20 protein-coding genes are annotated in these 19,369 nt (G+C 34.8%); 19 read left to right on the forward strand and 1 reads right to left on the reverse strand.

Annotation, left to right across the window (positions count from 1 at the left end; all coding sequences use genetic code 11):
• Positions 1-141: 141 nt before the first annotated feature.
• From Q0543_RS08605 to Q0543_RS08690, 18 genes are all read left to right on the forward strand, one after another.
• A complete protein-coding gene (locus tag Q0543_RS08605) occupies positions 142-1,674 on the forward strand; it encodes a histidine ammonia-lyase (protein ID WP_299251372.1) in 1,533 nt (510 codons plus the stop codon).
• A 7-nt stretch (positions 1,675-1,681) separates the two neighbouring features.
• On the forward strand, positions 1,682-2,425 hold the full coding sequence (gene fabG / locus Q0543_RS08610) for a 3-oxoacyl-ACP reductase FabG (protein ID WP_299251375.1): 744 nt from the start codon (positions 1,682-1,684) through the stop codon (positions 2,423-2,425).
• Positions 2,426-2,488: 63 nt separating this feature from the next.
• Complete coding sequence (locus Q0543_RS08615) at positions 2,489-3,385, forward strand: lipid A biosynthesis acyltransferase (protein WP_299251378.1); 897 nt, start codon at positions 2,489-2,491, stop codon at positions 3,383-3,385.
• A gap of 29 nt (positions 3,386-3,414) precedes the next feature.
• Positions 3,415-4,485 (forward strand): class I SAM-dependent methyltransferase, encoded by a 1,071-nt coding sequence (locus Q0543_RS08620; RefSeq protein WP_299251381.1) that lies wholly within the window; start codon positions 3,415-3,417, stop codon positions 4,483-4,485.
• A gap of 2 nt (positions 4,486-4,487) precedes the next feature.
• Entirely contained in the window at positions 4,488-4,913 is a 426-nt protein-coding gene (locus tag Q0543_RS08625) for a 3-hydroxyacyl-ACP dehydratase (RefSeq protein WP_299251384.1), read from the forward strand.
• A gap of 3 nt (positions 4,914-4,916) precedes the next feature.
• Entirely contained in the window at positions 4,917-5,336 is a 420-nt protein-coding gene (locus tag Q0543_RS08630) for an acyl-CoA thioesterase (protein ID WP_299251387.1), read from the forward strand.
• 1 nt (position 5,337) lies between these two features.
• Positions 5,338-6,465 carry a beta-ketoacyl synthase N-terminal-like domain-containing protein gene (locus Q0543_RS08635; RefSeq protein WP_299251390.1) on the forward strand — a complete coding sequence of 376 codons (1,128 nt, stop codon included), beginning with the start codon at positions 5,338-5,340 and terminating at the stop codon, positions 6,463-6,465.
• The gene (locus Q0543_RS08640; protein WP_299251392.1) at positions 6,462-7,091 is read left to right on the forward strand and encodes a hypothetical protein; all 630 of its coding nucleotides are present in this window, start codon (positions 6,462-6,464) and stop codon (positions 7,089-7,091) included. Before Q0543_RS08635 ends, Q0543_RS08640 begins: the two co-directional genes overlap by 4 nt.
• Positions 7,088-7,357 carry a phosphopantetheine-binding protein gene (locus Q0543_RS08645; protein ID WP_299251393.1) on the forward strand — a complete coding sequence of 90 codons (270 nt, stop codon included), beginning with the start codon at positions 7,088-7,090 and terminating at the stop codon, positions 7,355-7,357. The genes Q0543_RS08640 and Q0543_RS08645 overlap by 4 nt, the downstream gene beginning before the upstream one ends.
• A 15-nt stretch (positions 7,358-7,372) precedes the next feature.
• Positions 7,373-8,581 (forward strand): beta-ketoacyl-[acyl-carrier-protein] synthase family protein, encoded by a 1,209-nt coding sequence (locus tag Q0543_RS08650; RefSeq protein WP_299251394.1) that lies wholly within the window; start codon positions 7,373-7,375, stop codon positions 8,579-8,581.
• Complete coding sequence (locus Q0543_RS08655) at positions 8,575-9,639, forward strand: beta-ketoacyl synthase chain length factor (RefSeq protein ID WP_299251395.1); 1,065 nt, start codon at positions 8,575-8,577, stop codon at positions 9,637-9,639. Before Q0543_RS08650 ends, Q0543_RS08655 begins: the two co-directional genes overlap by 7 nt.
• Positions 9,626-10,393 carry a polysaccharide deacetylase family protein gene (locus tag Q0543_RS08660; protein WP_299251396.1) on the forward strand — a complete coding sequence of 256 codons (768 nt, stop codon included), beginning with the start codon at positions 9,626-9,628 and terminating at the stop codon, positions 10,391-10,393. Before Q0543_RS08655 ends, Q0543_RS08660 begins: the two co-directional genes overlap by 14 nt.
• Before the next feature lie 6 nt (positions 10,394-10,399).
• A complete protein-coding gene (locus Q0543_RS08665) occupies positions 10,400-11,044 on the forward strand; it encodes an outer membrane lipoprotein carrier protein LolA (protein ID WP_299251397.1) in 645 nt (214 codons plus the stop codon).
• Complete coding sequence (locus Q0543_RS08670) at positions 11,022-11,675, forward strand: hypothetical protein (protein ID WP_299251398.1); 654 nt, start codon at positions 11,022-11,024, stop codon at positions 11,673-11,675. The genes Q0543_RS08665 and Q0543_RS08670 overlap by 23 nt, the downstream gene beginning before the upstream one ends.
• Positions 11,675-12,046 carry a hydroxymyristoyl-ACP dehydratase gene (locus Q0543_RS08675; RefSeq protein WP_299251399.1) on the forward strand — a complete coding sequence of 124 codons (372 nt, stop codon included), beginning with the start codon at positions 11,675-11,677 and terminating at the stop codon, positions 12,044-12,046. The genes Q0543_RS08670 and Q0543_RS08675 overlap by 1 nt, the downstream gene beginning before the upstream one ends.
• A 1-nt stretch (position 12,047) precedes the next feature.
• Complete coding sequence (locus Q0543_RS08680) at positions 12,048-13,232, forward strand: DUF2062 domain-containing protein (protein WP_299251401.1); 1,185 nt, start codon at positions 12,048-12,050, stop codon at positions 13,230-13,232.
• An 11-nt stretch (positions 13,233-13,243) separates the two neighbouring features.
• Entirely contained in the window at positions 13,244-17,068 is a 3,825-nt protein-coding gene (locus Q0543_RS08685; protein WP_299251403.1) for an MMPL family transporter, read from the forward strand.
• 27 nt (positions 17,069-17,095) lie between these two features.
• Positions 17,096-17,968, forward strand: coding sequence for a cation diffusion facilitator family transporter (locus Q0543_RS08690; protein WP_299251405.1), 873 nt, complete (start codon positions 17,096-17,098; stop codon positions 17,966-17,968).
• Between the two features lie 62 nt (positions 17,969-18,030).
• Here the strand turns inward: Q0543_RS08690 and Q0543_RS08695 are convergent, their stop codons facing one another.
• Positions 18,031-18,804 carry a hypothetical protein gene (locus tag Q0543_RS08695; protein ID WP_299251407.1) on the reverse strand — a complete coding sequence of 258 codons (774 nt, stop codon included), beginning with the start codon at positions 18,802-18,804 and terminating at the stop codon, positions 18,031-18,033.
• Between the two features lie 111 nt (positions 18,805-18,915).
• Here Q0543_RS08695 and Q0543_RS08700 point away from each other — a divergent pair, with 111 nt between their 5' ends.
• The gene (locus tag Q0543_RS08700) at positions 18,916-19,188 is read left to right on the forward strand and encodes a hypothetical protein (RefSeq protein ID WP_299251409.1); all 273 of its coding nucleotides are present in this window, start codon (positions 18,916-18,918) and stop codon (positions 19,186-19,188) included.
• Positions 19,189-19,369 lie beyond the last annotated feature (181 nt).

Genomic DNA, 19,369 nt, shown 5'->3' on the forward strand with positions numbered 1-19,369 from the left:
CGTAAAAAAAGTGTATTTATTTTACAATTATTTCTTGAAAAGCTGTAAAACAATTATCATTTGATAATTGTTTATTCACAATTTTAAGAAATATCCGTACAAAACAGTACTTTTGTGGATTATTTATATTGAAATATTGGAATGGCAATTATTGGAGATCAACTATTAACATTAAGTCAATTAAAGGGATTTTTATATTCTGGTGACCGTCTTGAAATTAGTGAAAAGGCGCTTCAACGAGTAAAAAGCAATCATCAATTTTTAGTTGATTTTTCTACAGATAAAATTATCTATGGTATTAACACCGGTTTTGGTCCTATGGCTCAATACAGAGTCAGTGATGAAGATCGTAAAGTATTACAATATAATTTAATTCGAAGCCACTGCTCAGGTACTGGTGCCCAATTAGATCCTATATACGTTAAAGCTGCCATGATTGTACGCTTAAACAGTTTCTTAATCGGCAAATCTGGTGTGCATGAAAGTCTTGTACTTTTGTTACGTGATTTAGTGAATAATAATATTACGCCTGTTGCATACGAGCATGGCGGAGTAGGTGCTAGTGGTGATTTGGTGCAACTCGCACACCTTGCACAATGTTTGATTGGCGAAGGTTCCGTAAACCACAATGGAGTTGAATGTTTGGCTTCTGAAGCATTTGCGAAGGCAGGCATTAAACCTATTACCATACAATTGAGAGAAGGTTTGGCTGTTATGAATGGTACTTCATTCATGACAGGAATCAGTGTGGTGAATTTAATTCAAGCGCATAACCTAGTAGATTGGTCTATCAATTCTGCAGCGTTAATTAATGAATTGATTGCATCGTATGATGATTATTTTTCAGCTGAATTGAATGGGGTAAAATTACATCCAGGTCAGCAAACAGTTGCTACTGAAATTAGAAAACGTTTAGAAGGAAGTACATTAATCAAGTCTCGTGCTGCCCACTTATATAAGAAGGTAGATGAAATGTATTTTGAAGACAAAGTTCAAGAATACTATTCCATCCGTTGTGTACCGCAAATCGTTGGTCCTATTATGGACACCGTACAATATGCTACACAAATTATAGAAAATGAAGTAAACTCCGTAAACGACAACCCAGTCGTAGATCAAGAAACAAATAATATTTACCACGGTGGAAATTTCCATGGAGATTATATTTCCTTAGAAATGGATAAAGTGAAAATTGCCATTACAAAATTAGCGATGCTAGCCGAACGTCAGGTAAATTACTTGATGAATAGTAAGCTAAACAATATGTTGCCACCATTTTTAAATAAAGGTGTGTTGGGTTTAAACTTTGGTTTGCAAGGCGTACAATTTACAGCAACTTCAACAGTTGCAGAATGTCAAATGTTGTCGAATCCGATGTATGTACATAGTATTCCAAATAATAACGACAATCAAGATATTGTAAGTATGGGCGCAAACTCCGCATTAATTTGTGCGAAGGTGATTGAAAATGCTTACCAAGTAGTATCTATAGAGTTGATGTCTTTGGCGCAAGCAATTGATATTTTAAAATTAACGGATCGACTATCAAAATACAATACAACTGTGTTGACTCAGATACATTCTGCTTTCACACCTTTTATAGAAGATCAACCGAAGTATAAAGAAATCCAAGCGGTATTATCTACCATCCGAATTTCCAAATCAGTTAATTAATACTTTTATGTCTGTTAAAATCAAATATGCTTTAGTAACTGGTGCAGCAAGAGGTATTGGTAAAGCAATTGCCATTAAACTTGCAGCAGATGGCTATCATGTATTGATTAATTATAAATCAAATGATGTTGAAGCTGAAAAAACGAAATCCGCGATTGTAGATCAAGGAGGCAATGCTACATTATTAAAATTTGATGTTTCTAATCGTACAGAAATAACGGCTGTATTGGTTGCTTGGTTAGAGCAACATCAAGACGATGCTGTTATTGAAGTATTGATTAATAATGCAGGCATCCGCAACGATAATTTATTGATGTGGATGGAACCACAAGATTGGGATGGCGTGATAGATATTAACTTAACCGGTTTTTATAATGTTACCAAAGCACTCATCAATCAAATGATGTTGAATCGCTATGGTCGTATCGTTAATATTGTTTCTTTATCTGGACTGAAAGGTGTACCTGGCCAAATGAATTACTCTGCAGCAAAGGCTGGGGTAATTGGAGCAACAAAAGCTTTGGCGCAAGAAGTGGGCAAACGTAATATTACCGTTAATGCTGTAGCACCTGGGTATATCAAAACAGATATGACGAGCGATATAAATGAAAACGAAGCTAAAGCACAAATTCCTGCGAATCGTTTTGGTGAGCCAGAAGAAGTTGCTGAATTGGTTTCTTTTTTAGCATCCAAAAAAGCATCGTACATAAGCGCTGAAGTCATTTCCATAAATGGAGGTTTGTATTCATAATAAAATTCTTTTTAATAAATAGGGTTCTCATAACCGGGCCGTATAACAAATAAATTAGTAAACATGGCAGCATGGGATGGTAAATCGAAAGGTTCAAAATCTGGCTACTCATTCTTTGTATTTATACTCAGAACGTTTGGTGTCTGGCCAACCTATATCGTATTGTATCCTGCGGCATTGTATTTTTTCGTTCAACCCAATCAAGCCTGGTCTTCTATCTATTCTTTTTTGAGAACAAAAGTAGGTTTTTCTCCCATTAAATCTTTTATGGGCGTATACAAAAACTTTTACGTGTTTGGACAAACACTTGTAGATCGGGTGATTGTAATGGCAGGGCTTGGTAAATTTACATTTACTTTTGATGGGGAAGAAAATTTAATTGAAATGGTAGAACAAGGTACGGGTGGCTTATTGGTAAGCGCACACCTTGGTAATTGGGAAATCGCAGGACATTTATTGTATCGTGTAAAAGCGAAAATCAATGTTGTCATGTTTGAAGGCGAACACGAAAAAGTAAAAGAATACATGGATAGCGTTAAGGGTGAAAAAAACCTTAATATTATTGCCATCAAAGAAGACTTATCTCATCTGTATGCCATTAACGATGCATTTGAGCGTAAAGAGCTTGTGTGCATGCATGGCGATCGTTTCTTGCCAGGTACGCGGGTTATCGAAATGCCTTTTATGGGAGAATCTGCTTGCTTTCCGAGCGGTCCTTTATTGATGGCATCAAAATACAATGTACCTGTTTCTTTTGTTTTTGCAATGAAAGAAACTTCATCTCATTATTATTTTAGTGCTACAAAAGGTGTGGTACATACATACAGTAGGGATAAAGTAAAACAATCAGAAGAACTAATATCTTCGCTCCGTCCATTTGTTCAATTAATAGAAAAAAATATATACAAGTATCCATACCAATGGTTTAATTATTATAATTTTTGGAAAACAGGAAAATAGATATGCAAACAAAAGAAACAAGATCCTCAATGAGATTCTATCAAGAAGACAAATTAGCTGCAGTAGATGCTAAATTTGAAGCACAAAAAATTGCTTTTGCACCTTTTGTCTTTCAAGCTTCACTTGCATTACGTGATTTGGGAATTCTAAAAGTCATTGAAGATGCAGGTGTTACTGGTATTACTCAAGAAGATATTGTTTCTAAAGGTACACTAACAAATTATGGTGTGCGAGTACTTGTAGAAGCAGGTTTGGGCATGGGCTTACTTATCATAAATGATGGTAAATATACTATAACTCGTGTTGGATATTATATTTTAAATGATCCGATGACCATTGCCAATATGGACTTTGTTCAAGATATTAATTATCAAGGATTTTTTCATTTAAAAGAAGCGATTGAAACCGGCAAGCCTACAGGCTTAAAAGTAATTGGAGAACAATACGAGACATTTTACCAGGCATTATCTGAACTTCCTGAAAAAGAAAAGAAAAGTTGGTTGGCATTCGATCACTTTTACTCAGATGATTCGTTTAGCAAAGTGTTACCGATTGTATTTAGATTCAATCCTAAAAAGATGTTGGATGTGGGTGGTAATACAGGTAAATGGTCTGTTACCTGTGTGAACTACAACAAAGAAGTAAACATGACGATTGCAGATTTGCCTCAGCAAATTGCAATGGCAAAAGAAAATGTGAGTCAGTATGCAGAAGGCAATCGAATTTCTTATCATCCATTGGATATATTAAAGCCTGAAACAAGCTTACCAACAGGGTTTGATGTTGTTTGGATGAGTCAATTCTTAGACTGTTTTTCTGAAGCTGAAATTGTTGGAATCCTAAATAAAGCAATGGCTGCATTAAAAGATGATGGTAAATTGATTATCATGGAAACATTCTGGGACAGACAAAAATTTGAAGCAGCAGCATTCTGTTTGCAACAAACTTCGCTCTATTTTACCTGCATTGCGAATGGCAACAGTCAAATGTACCATTCAGAAGTATTTATTCGCTGCATTGAAAAAGCAGGCTTTGTAGTAGAGGAAGATATCAATAATGTAGGTATCAGTCATACGGTATTAATTTGCAAAAAGAAATAAGGATGCAATCAACACTTCCAGATTCTAATGTACTTCCATACATTCCGCAACGTGCACCAATCATTATGATTGATACACTCGTGTCTGTGAATGAAAAAATAACGGAAACGTCATTCACTGTTCAAGAAGGTGCATTGTTTGTGAGCAATCACAAAATGCAAGAACCTGGTTTGATTGAAAATATTGCTCAAACGGCAGCTGCTGGTGTTGGCTATACGTGTGCGCTTAATAATGAGCCTGTACCCGTTGGTTTTATTGGTGCAATTAAAAATTTAACAATTGATTATTTACCTTCTGTAGGTGAAAAAATTGAAACACGAGTTGAAGTACTGGAAGAAATTTTTGACATGTCTCTTATAAAAGGAGAAAGTTTTGTAAATGGCAAACCTGTACTTTCTTGTGAAATGAAAATTGTTTTGAAAAAATAACGAATGAAAACCATAAGCCATATTTCTGAAGTTGTTGTTCGATTTAGCGAAGTAGATTCCTTGCTCATTGTTTGGCATGGACATTATGTTCGATATTTTGAAGATGCACGCGAAGCATTTGGTTTAGCATATGGTATTCATTATTTAGATGTACATAGGGCTGGTTATTCAACACCAATAGTTAAAGTGCATTGTGATTATAAGCGTTCTTTAAAATATGGAGATACCGCAGTCATTGAAGCTACCTATTTTGATTCAGATGCTGCGAAGTTGATCTTCAATTTTGTAATTCGAAATAAAAGCAATAACGAAATCATTGCTACTGGTGAAACGGTTCAAGTATTTCTAGATTCCAATAAAGAACTGTGTTTGCTAATTCCTCCATTCTTTACTGATTGGAAAAAAAAGAACGGGATACAATAATATGAAAAAGCCCGTATACATACTTGCAGATTCGATTGTAACGCCTTTAGGCAATACAACTGAAGAGAATATGGAAAAACTCTATAATTTGGAGTGTTCTATAAAATCCGAGACACATCCGCAAATGGGTACGGTTTTCGCCTCAACGTTTAACCCCGACAAACATTTTTCAATTGAAAATCCTTCTGAAACGTTCACAAAAATTGAGCGTCTATTTATATATTCTATTGAACAAGCAATTGATTCCTTGAATGTACCATTAGAACAATCAAAAGTTTTGTTTGTGTTTGCTTCAACCAAAGGAAATATCGAATTTTTGAGTGATCCAACGTTTGATTCAAATAGATTACGCATTGGTATCATGGCGAAATATATTGCAGCATACTTTGGCAATAAAAATAATTCTGTTGTTGTTTCAAATGCCTGTATTTCTGGCTTACAAGCAATACAATATGGTTGCCATGCTCTGCAGTCAGAAAAGTATTCGCATGTTATTGTTACTGGTGCAGATTGTGTGTCGGAATTTGTTCTTTCGGGTTTTCATTCTTTCCATGCCTTAAGTTCGTTTCCAAGTACGCCCTTTGATAAAAATAGAGCAGGTGTTTCATTAGGAGAAGGATGCGGAACACTCATTTTATCTTGTACACCAACTACCGAAAATAATATTGAAATTCGTTCTGTTGTTTCATCAAACGATGCAAACCATTTATCTGGTCCTTCAAGAACTGGAGAGGGTTTAGCTTCTGCCATACAAGGTGCAATGAATGATGCTCAAGTAGATTATAAAGAAATTGACGTCATCTCAGCACATGGTACTGCAACTATATACAACGATGAAATGGAATCCTTGGCATTTAAAACTACAGGCGTTTCAAATGCACCCGTATACAGTATAAAAGGAAATCTCGGACATTGTTTAGGTGCTTCAGGTATTATAGAAACAATTGTTTTGGCTAATAGCATGTTAGCGGATACCTTAGTTCCATCGATTGGTTTTAAAGAAACAGGTACATCCGTGACGTTGAATGTTGTTACGAAATCAATGCATAAACATATGCGTGTTGGATTGAAAACAGCATCGGGTTTTGGTGGTGGAAATACAGCCTTAATTTTAAAAAAGCAAAAATGACATATATCATATCTCGTTTTTGTCGAATTGCGGCACATGAAACGCAAACAGAAACGCTTAGAATTACCACAAATTCAGAAACGTTCATCCTCAAAAATGAATTTTCCGATTTATATAGAAGTGCCTCAATGGAATACCCCAAATTTTTTAAGATGGATTCCATCTCAAAATGTGGAATTCTTGCTTCAGAATACCTACTAAAAGGTATAGATATAAAGGGTAAATATAGCGATACTGAGATCGGAATTGTGTTATCGAATGCAACAGGATCATTAGATACAGACCTCGAATTTCAGAAAACTATCAACAATAAGACGAGTTTCTTCCCGAGTCCTGCTATATTTGTATATACGCTCTCTAATATTGTTATGGGAGAGATTTGTATAAAGCATAAAATTAAAGGAGAAAACATGTTTTTTCTCAGCGAAACATTTCCCTCTGACCTATTACAAGAGTATGTAGCGGATTTGTTTCAAACGAATAAGGTTCAATCTGCCATTGTAGGTTGGGTTGAATATAGTACTGGGAAACCAGATGTGTTATTACTTTTTGTTGAAAAAACGGAAACATTAACAACGGAATTAGAATTTACTTCAAGTCAAATAGCATCTTTATACGCATTATGAACCAGTTAATAACTGAATTAAAACAAGAAATTATTTCCCAGCTAAATCTTCAAGATGTAAGTCCAGACGAAATAAAGGATAACGCTCCTTTATTTGGTGATGGCCTTGGGCTTGATTCCATTGATGTATTGGAATTGATTGTATTGCTACAAAAAAAATACGGAATCAAAATAAATGGTGCTGATGAGGGGAAAACAGTATTTTACTCTGTGAAATCTATGGCTGAATTTATTCATGCGCATCAACAAAAAAATCTACAAAAATAATCTAACCAGAGATACATGTCTGTGCGTATTTTGATTACAGGAATTGGTTCTGTTTCTTCGATAGGCTTAACGATTGAAGAATTGACAGAGTCCATTTTATTATCCAAAACAGGTGTATCTTCTCAGACGCGTTTGGATTCCATTTTAGCTCGTTCCTTACCAACTGCTCAAATACAATTGAGTAACGAAGAGTTACAAGCTAGGATTCCAAACATTGATCAATCACATATCCATTCACGTACCGCATTACTCGGCATGTTGGCTGCTTCTGAAGCAGTAAAAATGGCTGGTTTAAGTGATCATGAATGTAAATCCGCAGGACTCGTAAATTCTACCAGTGCTGGAGGGATGGATTTAGGCGAACTTTTTTATGCCGATTATTTACAAGATCCCAATGGCGGTAATTTAGCATTCGCACAAACACATGATTGTGGAGATGCTGCCGAACAAATGGCTGCTTTATTACACATTGAAAAATACATTACAACCATTAGTACAGCATGTTCATCTGCTGCCAATGCCATGATCCACGCTGCACGTTTAATTAAAGCAGGCATATGCGATATTGTGGTTGCAGGAGGTTCGGATGCGATTGGCAAGTTTACAATCAACGGTTTCAATTCCTTAATGATTCTTTCGGATGAACCGTGCCAACCCTTTGATAAAAATCGCAAAGGATTAAACTTGGGGGAAGCTGCAGGTTATTTTGTATTGGAATCAGAAGCGTCTGCAAAACGCCGCGGTGCAAAAGCCTTAGCTGTATTATCTGGTTATGGAAATGCATGTGATGCCTATCATCAAACAGCATCGTCTCCAAACGGAGAAGGCGCATACTTGGCGATGATGCAAGCAATCAACGTTAGTGGATACAAGCCTTCAGAAATTGATTACATCAATGCACATGGTACAGGTACTCAAAATAATGATATGTCTGAGAGTGTTGCCTTATTACGAATCTTTCCAGATCATTTACCTCCTGTTAGTTCAACCAAAGCAATGACAGGCCATACGCTTGCAGCTGCTGGTGGGATAGAGGCTGTTATGTCTGTATTGGCACTTCAACATGATTGGGTTTTTCCGAACAAAAATTTTAAGGATGCAATCGAAGAAACGGGAATTATTCCTGTTACGGAATTGCAAATAAATAAACATAGTAAACACATTCTCTCTAATTCATTTGGTTTTGGAGGTAATAATTCATCTTTACTTATTTCAGCATGTTGATCCAAAATGTATTTATTAATGGATTATCAAGTGTTTCAGCACAAGCAACGTTTGATGAAGAATTTTTAACAGGAACTGTTAACGAACCATCATTCGAATATGTAGGTTGTGTTGAACCAGAATATAAAAACTTTTTGAATCCTACAGCAAGTAGACGTTTTAGTCGTATCATTAAAATGTCTTTGGTTGCTGCTCAAAGAAGTATTGCAATGGCTGATAACATCATGCCTGAAGCTATTATTACGGGTACAGGTTTGGGGTGTTTAGAAGATACGGAAAAGTTTTTAAGTGGATTGATTGTAAATAATGAATCCATGCTTTCTCCGACAGCGTTTATTCAGTCTACACACAATACCCTAAGCGGACAAATAGCGATGATGATCAAATGTTATCATCCAAATTATACCTATTCCAACAGATATTTTTCCTTTGAATCCTCTTTGTTGGATGGCTTATTGATGTTGCAAGATAAGAGTTGCAAACACGTAATGGTGAATGCAGCCGATGAAGTTATTCCTGCGGTACACAACATAACAAAACGCATGGGCATGTGGGATCGTCATGAATCTATTGCTTCTAATGCAAAGATGCCTGTAACAATTGGCGAAGGCGTAGTAAGTATGATTCTTTCCTCGGAAAAGCATAAACATACCCTTGCTCAAGTTAAAGCCTTTTCTGTGTTGTATAAACTTCCAGAAGGCAGCAGCATTGAAGAACAAATCAATCTGTTTTTAGCAGAAGTATCGCTAACAATTTCGGATATTGAAGTTGTTGTTTTAGGCTTAAATGGCAATGCTGAAAATGATGCATTTTATGCGCCAGTTCAAAAAGTATTCAATCAATCGACACAATTGGTTTACAAACATTTATTTGGTGAATCCTTTACCGCATCTGCCTTTTCGTATTGGTTGGCTGCACACATGATTCACAATCAAAATGTAATTGAACAGTGTATCTTAAGCGATAAAGGTCACCGGAAGCCGAAACATATCTTGATTTACAATCAACATAAAAATACCTATCACTCATTCTGTTTACTTACAGATGTGGAAGTATAGCACATTAAAATACATCTTTTGGCCTATTTTTATAGGTGTATTTCTTTATTCATTCATTGTTGAATCTTTAGGAATTTGGGTCTTCGTTGGCTTGATCCTTTGCTGGCTGAGTTATATTGTATTCGGCGTATTTCGCATGGAAGCAGGTATTTTTTTAACTGCCGTTTGTCGATTACCACATGTAACTAAAAAAAATCTGATACTAACATTTGACGATGGTCCAGATCCAGACCATACTCCTGAAATATTAGATATATTGAAACTACACCAAGCCCAAGCAGTATTTTTTTGTATTGGGAAAAACATACAAACCTTTCCGGAAATTGTAAAACGTATTGTAGCCGAAGGACACATTGTTGCCAATCACAGTTTTCATCACTCCAATTTTATCGGATCGTATTCAACACAAAAAGTTGTTACAGAAATTCAGCTTACAGAAAATGCCATTATAGACTGTATCGGAGAGTCGTTACAGCTTTATAGACCACCTGTTGGGGTAACCAATCCTAATATTGCAAAGGCTATAAAGAAATTGAATATGACGGTATTGGGCTGGAGTGTACGTTCGTTTGATACGGTAAGCTCCGACAAAAATGAATTGTTGCGTCGCATAACCTCTACGCTTAAAAACGGCGATATTATTTTGCTACACGATACCAAACCAGTCACAAAAGATATTTTGGCCGATTTTTTGTTGTATTCAACCAATAAGGGTTTTACTTTTGATATAAATCCCGTTCGAGCAATTAAATAAAGGGTTATGAAAAATACTATTGCCATTATCGGTGTCCTTTTTTTTATCGTTTTTTGTACTTCGTGGGTGCAACAAAACGATCCATATGTAGCATTAAAAGATGTGTCTGGATTTAAAACTAAATTGAATCAAAAAAATCAGGCAACAAGTACCTTGGCCTGCGATTTTGTTCAAGAAAAGAGTTTGAGTTTTATGGCTCAAAAAGTGCTTTCAAAAGGTACCATGAAATTCAAGAATCCAGATATGATGAAATTGGAATATACCACTCCATTTCAATATATCATGTCCTTGTATAAAGGGAAAGTACTTATCAAAGACAATGGGAAAGTTAGTAAATACGACACCAATTCAAATAAAGTATTTAAGTACGTAAATGATTTAATGATCAATGCGGTGAAAGGGAATGTTGCGGATAGCAAAGAATTTTCAATCGTCTACAAAGAAAATGCTAAAACGGTATTGATGGAAATGACGCCAATTGACGTGACAATGAAAGATTACGTGAATAAAGTTTTAGTAACGGTTTCAAAAGCAGATTATGGGGTTTTAAAAGTAGAAATGACTGAAAAATCGGGTGATTATACCTTAATAACATTTAGTAATCGTGTATACAATACTATAATCCAGGATGAAGTATTTATTGTTCGTTAATTTTTTTCTTGCTTGTTTCGTCTTTACCACGATTACATCCTGTTCCCACAAAACATATAAAAAGGTTTCTGTTGGACCGTCCTATACGTATACCATTCAATCAGATTTTTTCAAAACCGATTCTGTACATTATTTTAAAACAAGTATCGATACCTATGGCAAAGCTTTAAGCGGTATCTTGGCGATTAAGAAATTAAATGCAGATACCTTAAAAGTATCTTTTTTTACTGAACTTGGAGTTTCTTTTTTTGATGTACTCATCATGCACGATTCCTATAATTTGGTACGCTGTATTCCGCAATTGGACACTAAGGGAGTTATGAATACCATTGTGGAAGATATTCGTTGGGTAGTATTATTTAATCTCAATCAATTGTCACAGCCTGTTTGGGTTAAAAAGGAAGGAATGGAACCTACTGTACGCTTAAATTATCAGGATGTGTATATTTTTTCTCAATTATCGCCAGATAATCTACCTTTACAGATTACCTATGTGTATGGTTCAAAATTTAAGAGTAAATTTGAAGTGAAATATGCACAATTTGAAAATTCAATTCCAACTAAAATTTTCGTGTCACATTTCAATATTGATCTAAAAATTGATTTAACCGCAATTACATTTTCGAACTAATGCTTGTATCAAATTTATATCGTATTCTCAATCAACAGCAAGAAGGAACAGTTATTCGTGCTGAATTAGAAGTAGATCCCTTGCATGATATTTTTAAGGGTCATTTTCCTTCGGTACCTGTATTGCCTGGTGTGTGTATGGTGCAATGTGTAAAGGAAGTTCTTGAATCTGCTTTGAACAAAAAAACGCAACTTAAAAAAGCGGATATGATTAAATTCTTGACGATGCTGAATCCGCAAGAATCTACATTGATTGTGACGGAAATCGTTATTCGGGAGCAAACTGATAGCGAAATTTCATTTCAAGCAAGCTTAAAAAGCAACAATCAGTTTTTATTAAAATATACCGGTAGTTTATATATTTTGAATTAAGATGGATCATCAAACGCTACATCATAAATTTATTCATCACAAATCTTGTGTACTTATCCCAACTTTTAATAACGCTACCGCGATAAAAGAAGTATTGGATGGTGTATTGGAATTTACTTCCAATATCGTAGTTGTGAATGATGGTTCAACAGATAATACAGCTTCTATACTTTCTGCGTATCCAGATCTTCTTGTGATCAATCACCCTAAAAATATGGGGAAAGGAATGGCACTGCGAACAGGATTTAGAGAAGCATATAAAAATGGCTATCATTATGCCATCTCCATTGACAGCGACGGACAGCACTATCCAGATGATTTACATTTATTTGTAGATGAGATTGAATTACATCCCAAAGCAATCATCATTGGTGCTCGAAATATGGATCAGCCCAATGTACCAGGTAAGAGCTCCTTTGGAAATCGTGCTTCTACCTTTTGGTTTTGGGTTGTTACGGGTATAAAATTAACGGATACGCAATCGGGTTATCGTTTGTATCCATTGGAGCCTTTAAACTCCATACGATTCATCACACGTAAATATGAATTTGAGATTGAAGTAATGGTCCGCTCTTTCTGGAAAGGGGTAGACGTTTTATCGATTCCTATTAAAGTGTTTTATCCTCCTGCTGACGAACGCATCACACACTTCAGACCATTCAAGGATGTTACACGGATAACATTGTTAAATATTGTATTTGTACTCTTAGCTGCGTTTTGGTTTACACCCATTCGATTGATAAAAAACTTTTCATTTAAAGAGTCAAAAAAAAAACTCTATAATCATACGGTAGGTAGTCCCGATTCGGTGATTAAAAAGTCACTGTCTATGGGCTTTGGTGTATTTATGGGGATTGCACCATTTTGGGGATATCAAATATGGTTGGGCATTGGCTTAGCACATCTGTTGAAATTGAACAAGGTAATTGTTGCCATATTTTCTAACATAAGCATTCCTCCCTTTATTCCTTTTATACTTTATGCTAGTTATTACGTTGGGGCTAAATTTTTAGGACAGCCTATGGAATTGGTATTCTCTAAAGACATAAGCATTAGCGACGTATTGAAATCATTGGAACCTTATTTATACGGTAGTTTCTTGTTTGCTTTTATGGCAGGAGTTACGGTAACAATACTCGCTTATGTAACCTTGCATCTGCTTGCAAGATCTTCTTACAAAAAATAATAGAATATATAATGAATCGGATTGTTGTTGGTATATATGAGTTTTTAAAAAATAGAAAAGGTCTTTTTTATTCAATACTTATTAGTCTAGTTGTGGTTCTGGGTTTTTTCGCGAGTCGAATTACCTTGGAAAAGGACATTACAAAAATGATTCCGGATGACAAAGAAACGATTGGTTATAAGGAAACCATTCAAAACGTTCGCATCCTTGATAAAATTATAGTTAGCTTTCAAGCAGATAGCAGTGGGATGGAAGATAGTCTCATTGCTTGTGCAGAGAAGTTTGTAGCAGAATTGAAATCTGATTCTGCTTTGAATGGCTTGCTTTCAGATATTCGATATCGCATTGATGATGAACGGATCGCTGGTGTTACGGATTTAATTTATTCAAATTTACCTATTTATTTATCGGATAAAGATTATCAACGTATGGATAGTCTTACTTCTGAAGAAGGTATTAAAGAAGGTATCGAACGCAGCTATCGCAAACTGATTTCGCCTGCAAGTTTTGTTTTAAAACAATTTGTTTTGAAAGATCCACTTTCGTTATCTAATCCAGCATTCAAGGAATTTTCTAGTATGCAAGCGGATGAAAATTATGAGTTGCAAAACGGATATATTTTCAAAAAAAATAAAAACACCTTAGTTGTATTTTTAACACCAACGAATGCTTCAAATAAAACGGATATAAATGGAAAGTTAATTGATGGATTGGATAATACCATCAAGGCAACACATGCGCAATTTAAAAACGTTCATATAGATTATTTTGGTGCAGCAGCAGTAGCGGTTGCCAATGCGAGACAAATTGAAAAGGATATTAAAGTAATCTCGACGATTGCAATTATAATTATACTTGGATTTTTATACTTCTTCTACAGAAGTTGGTCCTTACCCTTATTGATGATTACGCCAATTGCCTTTGGCGGAATTTTTTCGTTGGCCATTATTTATTTTATACAAGGTAGCATTTCAGCAATTGCCATTGGTGCAGGTTCTGTAATTATAGGTATTGCTTTAGATTATTCATTCCACGTCTTTGCGCATTACCAGCACACACGAAATATTAAAACGGTGGTAGGTGATATTGCAGTACCCATGATGATTGGTAGTGTTTCTACCGTTGGTGCCTTTTTTAGTTTGTTGTATGTACACTCAGATATATTAAGTGATTTTGGTTTGTTTGCAGGTTTGTGTTTGATTGGCGCATCCGTGTTTGCCTTGTTTTTCTTACCGCATTTAATCGAACAATTTTCTAAGGTTTCAGAAGTAGATTCGGTAGCGCATAAACAAAATAAAGCAGAATCTTTCTTGCTGAAATTGATTGAACGAACGTCGGTAACAAGTAAATGGTTTGTTACAACCATTATTGTATTGACATTGGTTTTAGGCTATTTCTCCAATCGTGTAACGTTTGATAGCGATTTGTCTTCGATGAATTACATGCCCGAATCCTTAAAGGCGGCTGAAAAGAAATTATATGAATCCGATTCCAATTCTGGCAAAGCAGTTTTTTTTATTTTCAAAGGGAAAACGATTTCTGAAGCTTTATATCGCAACGAGGAAGCCTTAACCATTATTGATTCCTTAAAAGAAAAAGCACATATACAGTCTTATGCGGGTATATCTGGACTGTTGCCGTCGGATGCGGTTCAGCTAGAACGTATCGCAAAGTGGAAGGCATATTGGACGCCAGAAAAGGTTGCTCAAGTGAAGAATGATGTTTCAAAATATTCTATGGAACTAGGATTTAATGCAAGTGCATTTCAACCTTTCTTTCAATCGCTTTCAAATGAATATGGAGTAATGAATACGGAACATCGTTCTTTTCTACAAGAAGTATTTTTGCAAGATTATGTACAAATTGATTCCAATAATGTATCTGTTCTTGCGAGCATGCGCATTCCGACAACTTTTTCAACGGATAATTATAAATTATTTGATCGTATTGAAGGTTTGACTATTTTGGATAGACAATTATTTTATAATAAGTTCTTGATGATTGTGAAAGACGACTTCAATCAGATTTTGTTTTCGTCTTCCTTATTCGTTTTTCTAATTCTATTGATCTCTTACGGAAGAATGGAATTGTCATTGATTTCATTCTTGCCAATGCTGATAAGCTGGTTCTGGATACTCGGATTCATGGGCTTATTCAACATCCATTTTAATATTGTAAATATTATTATTTCAACCTTTGTATTTGGCTTGGGGGATGACTATTCTATATTTATTACCGATGGCTTGCAGAAAAAATATGCTGAAGGAAAAGATAATTTACCCTCCTTTAAAATATCGATCTTCTTATCTGCATTCACCACCATTATTGCAATGGGTGCATTGATTTTCGCTGAACATCCTGCATTGAAATCCATCGCACTAATTTCTATTATTGGAATTGCCTGTGTATTGTTTATTTCATACACCATCATACCATTGTTGTTTGCCTTGTTTATTACCAACAGAACAAATAAAGGCAAAGCGCCATTCACATTGGCAATCTTATTCCGGACACTTGTTTACGCACTTGTAGGATGTGCTCTTTGGATACCTTTATTAATATTGAGGCTGATATGTAAAGGATTTTATAGCATTGGACTGAAAAGCATTAGTAGAGACCTGTATAAAACACTATTCAGTGCGGGATTAAAGATTTTTGTTTTCTTGAGTTTCTACATGAAAATAAAAGCAGAATCGATTCGACCAAATCAAAAGAATGTAGTTATTCTGTGCAATGATGCTTCACCTCTTTCACTTTTAATCATATTGTCAATAGATAGCAGTATTGTGATTGTAAAAGATAACAAGCAGATACATTCAATACTTTCTCGCATACTTCTTTTCATGCAAGACATTGTTTCTGTCGATGGAAATGATTCTCGTACAACAATTGCCACACTTATCTCAGACGGATTTACACCAATGGTATTTTCTACACTAGAAACTGAAGAAGATGAGATTTTTGTAACAGTGAATGAAACGTTGTTGCAATCTGAAAATGAAGTGGAGTATATTCCGATGTATATTACGGGAACAGAGCATTGTTTGCAGCCTACTGATTTTGTTTTAAATAGAGGCGTAATTTGGTTGAAACAGTATGCATCCATACAAAGTAATGCAATCGACTTGTCCCACCGAATCGCAGCAACCTACAATGTTGCCTTCATGGAGGCCTTGAAAGGGATGCCGATGTCAAATTACTTCAATAAGATTTTGTCTTCTTATATCTATAAAGGACCTGTTTTAGAATGGTATTATAGAATCAAAGTTGCCTTAGAAAAATCGTATCAGGAGTTTGATGACTTGTTGCCACGTACTGGTCGTATATATGATTTGGGTTGTGGTTATGGTTTCCTTGATTATTTCTTGTATGCGAAATCAACGGATCGTACCATTATTGGTGTGGATTACGATGGCGATAAAATTACGGTTGCCAATCAATCGTATTTGAAACAGGAGAAACTGACGTTTATTGAAAGCGATGTAATGAAGGTGAATGTACAAGAAGCCGATGCGGTTGTAATCTTAGATGTCTTACATTATTTATCTGCTGAAAATCAACAGAAATTAATCCGATCTAGTTTTGAAGGCTTAAAGAATGGCGGGATATTAATCATACGCGATGGGGATAGCTCACAAACCGAAAAACATAAGGGTACGAAATTAACAGAATTCTTTTCGACAAAAGTGTTGATGTTTAATAAAAAAACCGAAGAGGAATTGTGTTTTTTATCTTCAGAAACAATAATGGAAACATTAAAAGACTTTACTGTAGATGTTAAAATTGTAGATCGAACAAAGTATACGTCTAATATTGTATATTATGTTAGAAAATAATCAAGCTAGGGCTTAGCATGCTATAACATGAAGAACAACGTACAAACTGCAATACGCACCACATACTTTAGTATTATAGGAAATGTTCTCTTAGCATTGATCAAAGGACTTGCAGGTGTTTTTGGTAATTCCTATGCCTTAATTGCAGATGCAATTGAATCAACAACAGATATTTTTTCTTCTTTTTTAGTATTAATTGGTTTCAAATATGCAGAACGGCCGGCAGATGAAAATCATCCCTACGGACATGGTAAAATTGAACCTATTATAACGTTTGGAGTCGTTGCATTTCTCTTTTTTTCTGCAATCGTCATTGCGTATAAAAGCATTTTAAACATTCAAACGCCGCATAAACTTCCTGAACCTTGGACCTTGATTGTATTAGGTGTAATCATTATTTGGAAAGAAATTTCGTTTCAAATAGTGATTAAAAAAAGTAAGCAAACACATAGTACTTCTCTTAAAGCAGATGCCTGGCATCATAGAAGCGATGCAATCACTTCTGTGATGGCATTTATAGGAATTTCGATTGCTATAATGCTAGGGGATGGTTATGAAGCTGCAGATGATTGGGCTGCCTTATTTGCTGCTGCATTTATTTTATATAATTGCTATCTCATTTTAAGACCTGCTTTGGGGGAGGTTATGGACGAGCAACTATATGATGACCTCATTATTGAAATCCGAGCAAAATCCATTCAAGTGGATGGTGTTATTGACACTGAGAAATGTTTCATACGAAAAGCAGGTATGAAGTATCACATCGATCTACATGCAATTGTTGATGGAAATATTTCTGTAAAAGTTGGTCATGATATAGCTCATAACTTAAAAGATTATTTGCTTACTGAAATACCTAATATTGGTAATGTATTCATTCACGTGGAACCGAGTAAGTAAAGTACTTTTAATGTCGAATCGATAAGTCGATTCGACATTTTATCATTCAATTCTGTTAGTTACTAAATAACTATAGCATCTTGTTCTTTATCTGGTTTACTAAGTAAACGTCCAACAAGAAGAACAACAAATAAATTAGACCACACTGCTTCAATAATTCCTAAGTTTTGTATGATAGGTGCGGCTTCAAGAAGAGAGTCATGACCACCAATGATTGTCATACTGTAATAAATACAAACCGTATAACTTTCTAAGCCTTGAGATAGATTTGTTCCAATACTTCCAGGCTGAACAATATTTACTAAGTCGTATAAACTTCCAAAAGATATTCCAATCATTAGATAGATACAGGCAGCTCCCCAAATCTTTTCCGCAGACAATTTTTTACCCGTGAATATATCGTTTACACAATGATATATTACAATTGTTTCAACCGTAAACAGACAAAAGTGAACAAAAAACAAATAAGGTCTTTTTGAATTTTCCGAATCAAAAAAGTCATACACAGGATTAGCAGCAAAAAAAGCTACTCCAAGTCCGAACACAATTAAGATAAATAAACTAACTAAAAGGGTATTGTTTTTTGTGAGATTACGTAGTAAGTCCCATAAAATAAACACATAGGTACCTCCCAAGGTCAAAAATAATAAATCTCTGGTTAAGTTAGAGTGTGCTACACTTACACCAGCTATAAAGAGTATTTCTTTTAAAAGCATAGCAGATGCGATTATAAGTACCTGAAGCATAACAATATGTCTATAATCTTTTCTCTTTTCTTCATTTAATTCTTTTGAATTCAAATTTTGACGTTGAATATAAGAAAGATAACGTTTCATCATTTCTGGGTTAAAAAGTATTTTTTTGAATTTATTTATCGATATCATACTAAATGAGTAGGGGTATTTCTTATTTGGATTGTCTTATATACGAACAAAACATCTATTTGTATGTACAAACCTACCATTAAACATATATTAATAACAATCTTAGCTACAGATTTGTTGATTAAAAATAGAGATATTCATACATTCGATCGATTTGATTCCGACCTAAAGCTCTCAGATACAGATTTTAATAATTTGCTTTATTTTGCTGAGATGAATTTTAAAATGGATTTATCTGCTCAAAATATTTCTGTGCACAGCAGAATTTCTGATTTAGTTGCATGCATTTACAATCAAAGTAATTATAGCAATCAATTTGCATTGAAATCTGCTTAGTTTTTTAATAGATTATTTCAATGGGTATTATTAAAACTGTTGGTTAAATTCGGTTTTAATTTTGCTTTTGGTTTTCTATGAACCACTTAATATGTTTAATGAAATGCAAATTGCTAGTATATAAGCTATTAAAAATATTTTAGTTAACATAAGGTGGTTTTCTTATCATTCATACCCTTAA

This window comes from uncultured Cytophaga sp. (genome assembly GCF_937863595.1).
Lineage (GTDB): Bacteria > Bacteroidota > Bacteroidia > Cytophagales > Cytophagaceae > Cytophaga.

What these genes read in the sequence shown, in the direction of transcription:
- Q0543_RS08605 (WP_299251372.1), top strand. Translation starts at nt 142, where the DNA reads ATGGCAATTATTGGAGATCAACTATTAACATTAAGTCAATTAAAGGGA.
- fabG (WP_299251375.1), top strand. Translation starts at nt 1,682, where the DNA reads ATGTCTGTTAAAATCAAATATGCTTTAGTAACTGGTGCAGCAAGAGGT.
- Q0543_RS08615 (WP_299251378.1), top strand. Translation starts at nt 2,489, where the DNA reads ATGGCAGCATGGGATGGTAAATCGAAAGGTTCAAAATCTGGCTACTCA.
- Q0543_RS08620 (WP_299251381.1), top strand. Translation starts at nt 3,415, where the DNA reads ATGAGATTCTATCAAGAAGACAAATTAGCTGCAGTAGATGCTAAATTT.
- Q0543_RS08625 (WP_299251384.1), top strand. Translation starts at nt 4,488, where the DNA reads ATGCAATCAACACTTCCAGATTCTAATGTACTTCCATACATTCCGCAA.
- Q0543_RS08630 (WP_299251387.1), top strand. Translation starts at nt 4,917, where the DNA reads ATGAAAACCATAAGCCATATTTCTGAAGTTGTTGTTCGATTTAGCGAA.
- Q0543_RS08635 (WP_299251390.1), top strand. Translation starts at nt 5,338, where the DNA reads ATGAAAAAGCCCGTATACATACTTGCAGATTCGATTGTAACGCCTTTA.
- Q0543_RS08640 (WP_299251392.1), top strand. Translation starts at nt 6,462, where the DNA reads ATGACATATATCATATCTCGTTTTTGTCGAATTGCGGCACATGAAACG.
- Q0543_RS08645 (WP_299251393.1), top strand. Translation starts at nt 7,088, where the DNA reads ATGAACCAGTTAATAACTGAATTAAAACAAGAAATTATTTCCCAGCTA.
- Q0543_RS08650 (WP_299251394.1), top strand. Translation starts at nt 7,373, where the DNA reads ATGTCTGTGCGTATTTTGATTACAGGAATTGGTTCTGTTTCTTCGATA.
- Q0543_RS08655 (WP_299251395.1), top strand. Translation starts at nt 8,575, where the DNA reads ATGTTGATCCAAAATGTATTTATTAATGGATTATCAAGTGTTTCAGCA.
- Q0543_RS08660 (WP_299251396.1), top strand. Translation starts at nt 9,626, where the DNA reads ATGTGGAAGTATAGCACATTAAAATACATCTTTTGGCCTATTTTTATA.
- Q0543_RS08665 (WP_299251397.1), top strand. Translation starts at nt 10,400, where the DNA reads ATGAAAAATACTATTGCCATTATCGGTGTCCTTTTTTTTATCGTTTTT.
- Q0543_RS08670 (WP_299251398.1), top strand. Translation starts at nt 11,022, where the DNA reads ATGAAGTATTTATTGTTCGTTAATTTTTTTCTTGCTTGTTTCGTCTTT.
- Q0543_RS08675 (WP_299251399.1), top strand. Translation starts at nt 11,675, where the DNA reads ATGCTTGTATCAAATTTATATCGTATTCTCAATCAACAGCAAGAAGGA.
- Q0543_RS08680 (WP_299251401.1), top strand. Translation starts at nt 12,048, where the DNA reads ATGGATCATCAAACGCTACATCATAAATTTATTCATCACAAATCTTGT.
- Q0543_RS08685 (WP_299251403.1), top strand. Translation starts at nt 13,244, where the DNA reads ATGAATCGGATTGTTGTTGGTATATATGAGTTTTTAAAAAATAGAAAA.
- Q0543_RS08690 (WP_299251405.1), top strand. Translation starts at nt 17,096, where the DNA reads ATGAAGAACAACGTACAAACTGCAATACGCACCACATACTTTAGTATT.
- Q0543_RS08695 (WP_299251407.1), bottom strand. Translation starts at nt 18,804, where the DNA reads ATGAAACGTTATCTTTCTTATATTCAACGTCAAAATTTGAATTCAAAA.
- Q0543_RS08700 (WP_299251409.1), top strand. Translation starts at nt 18,916, where the DNA reads ATGTACAAACCTACCATTAAACATATATTAATAACAATCTTAGCTACA.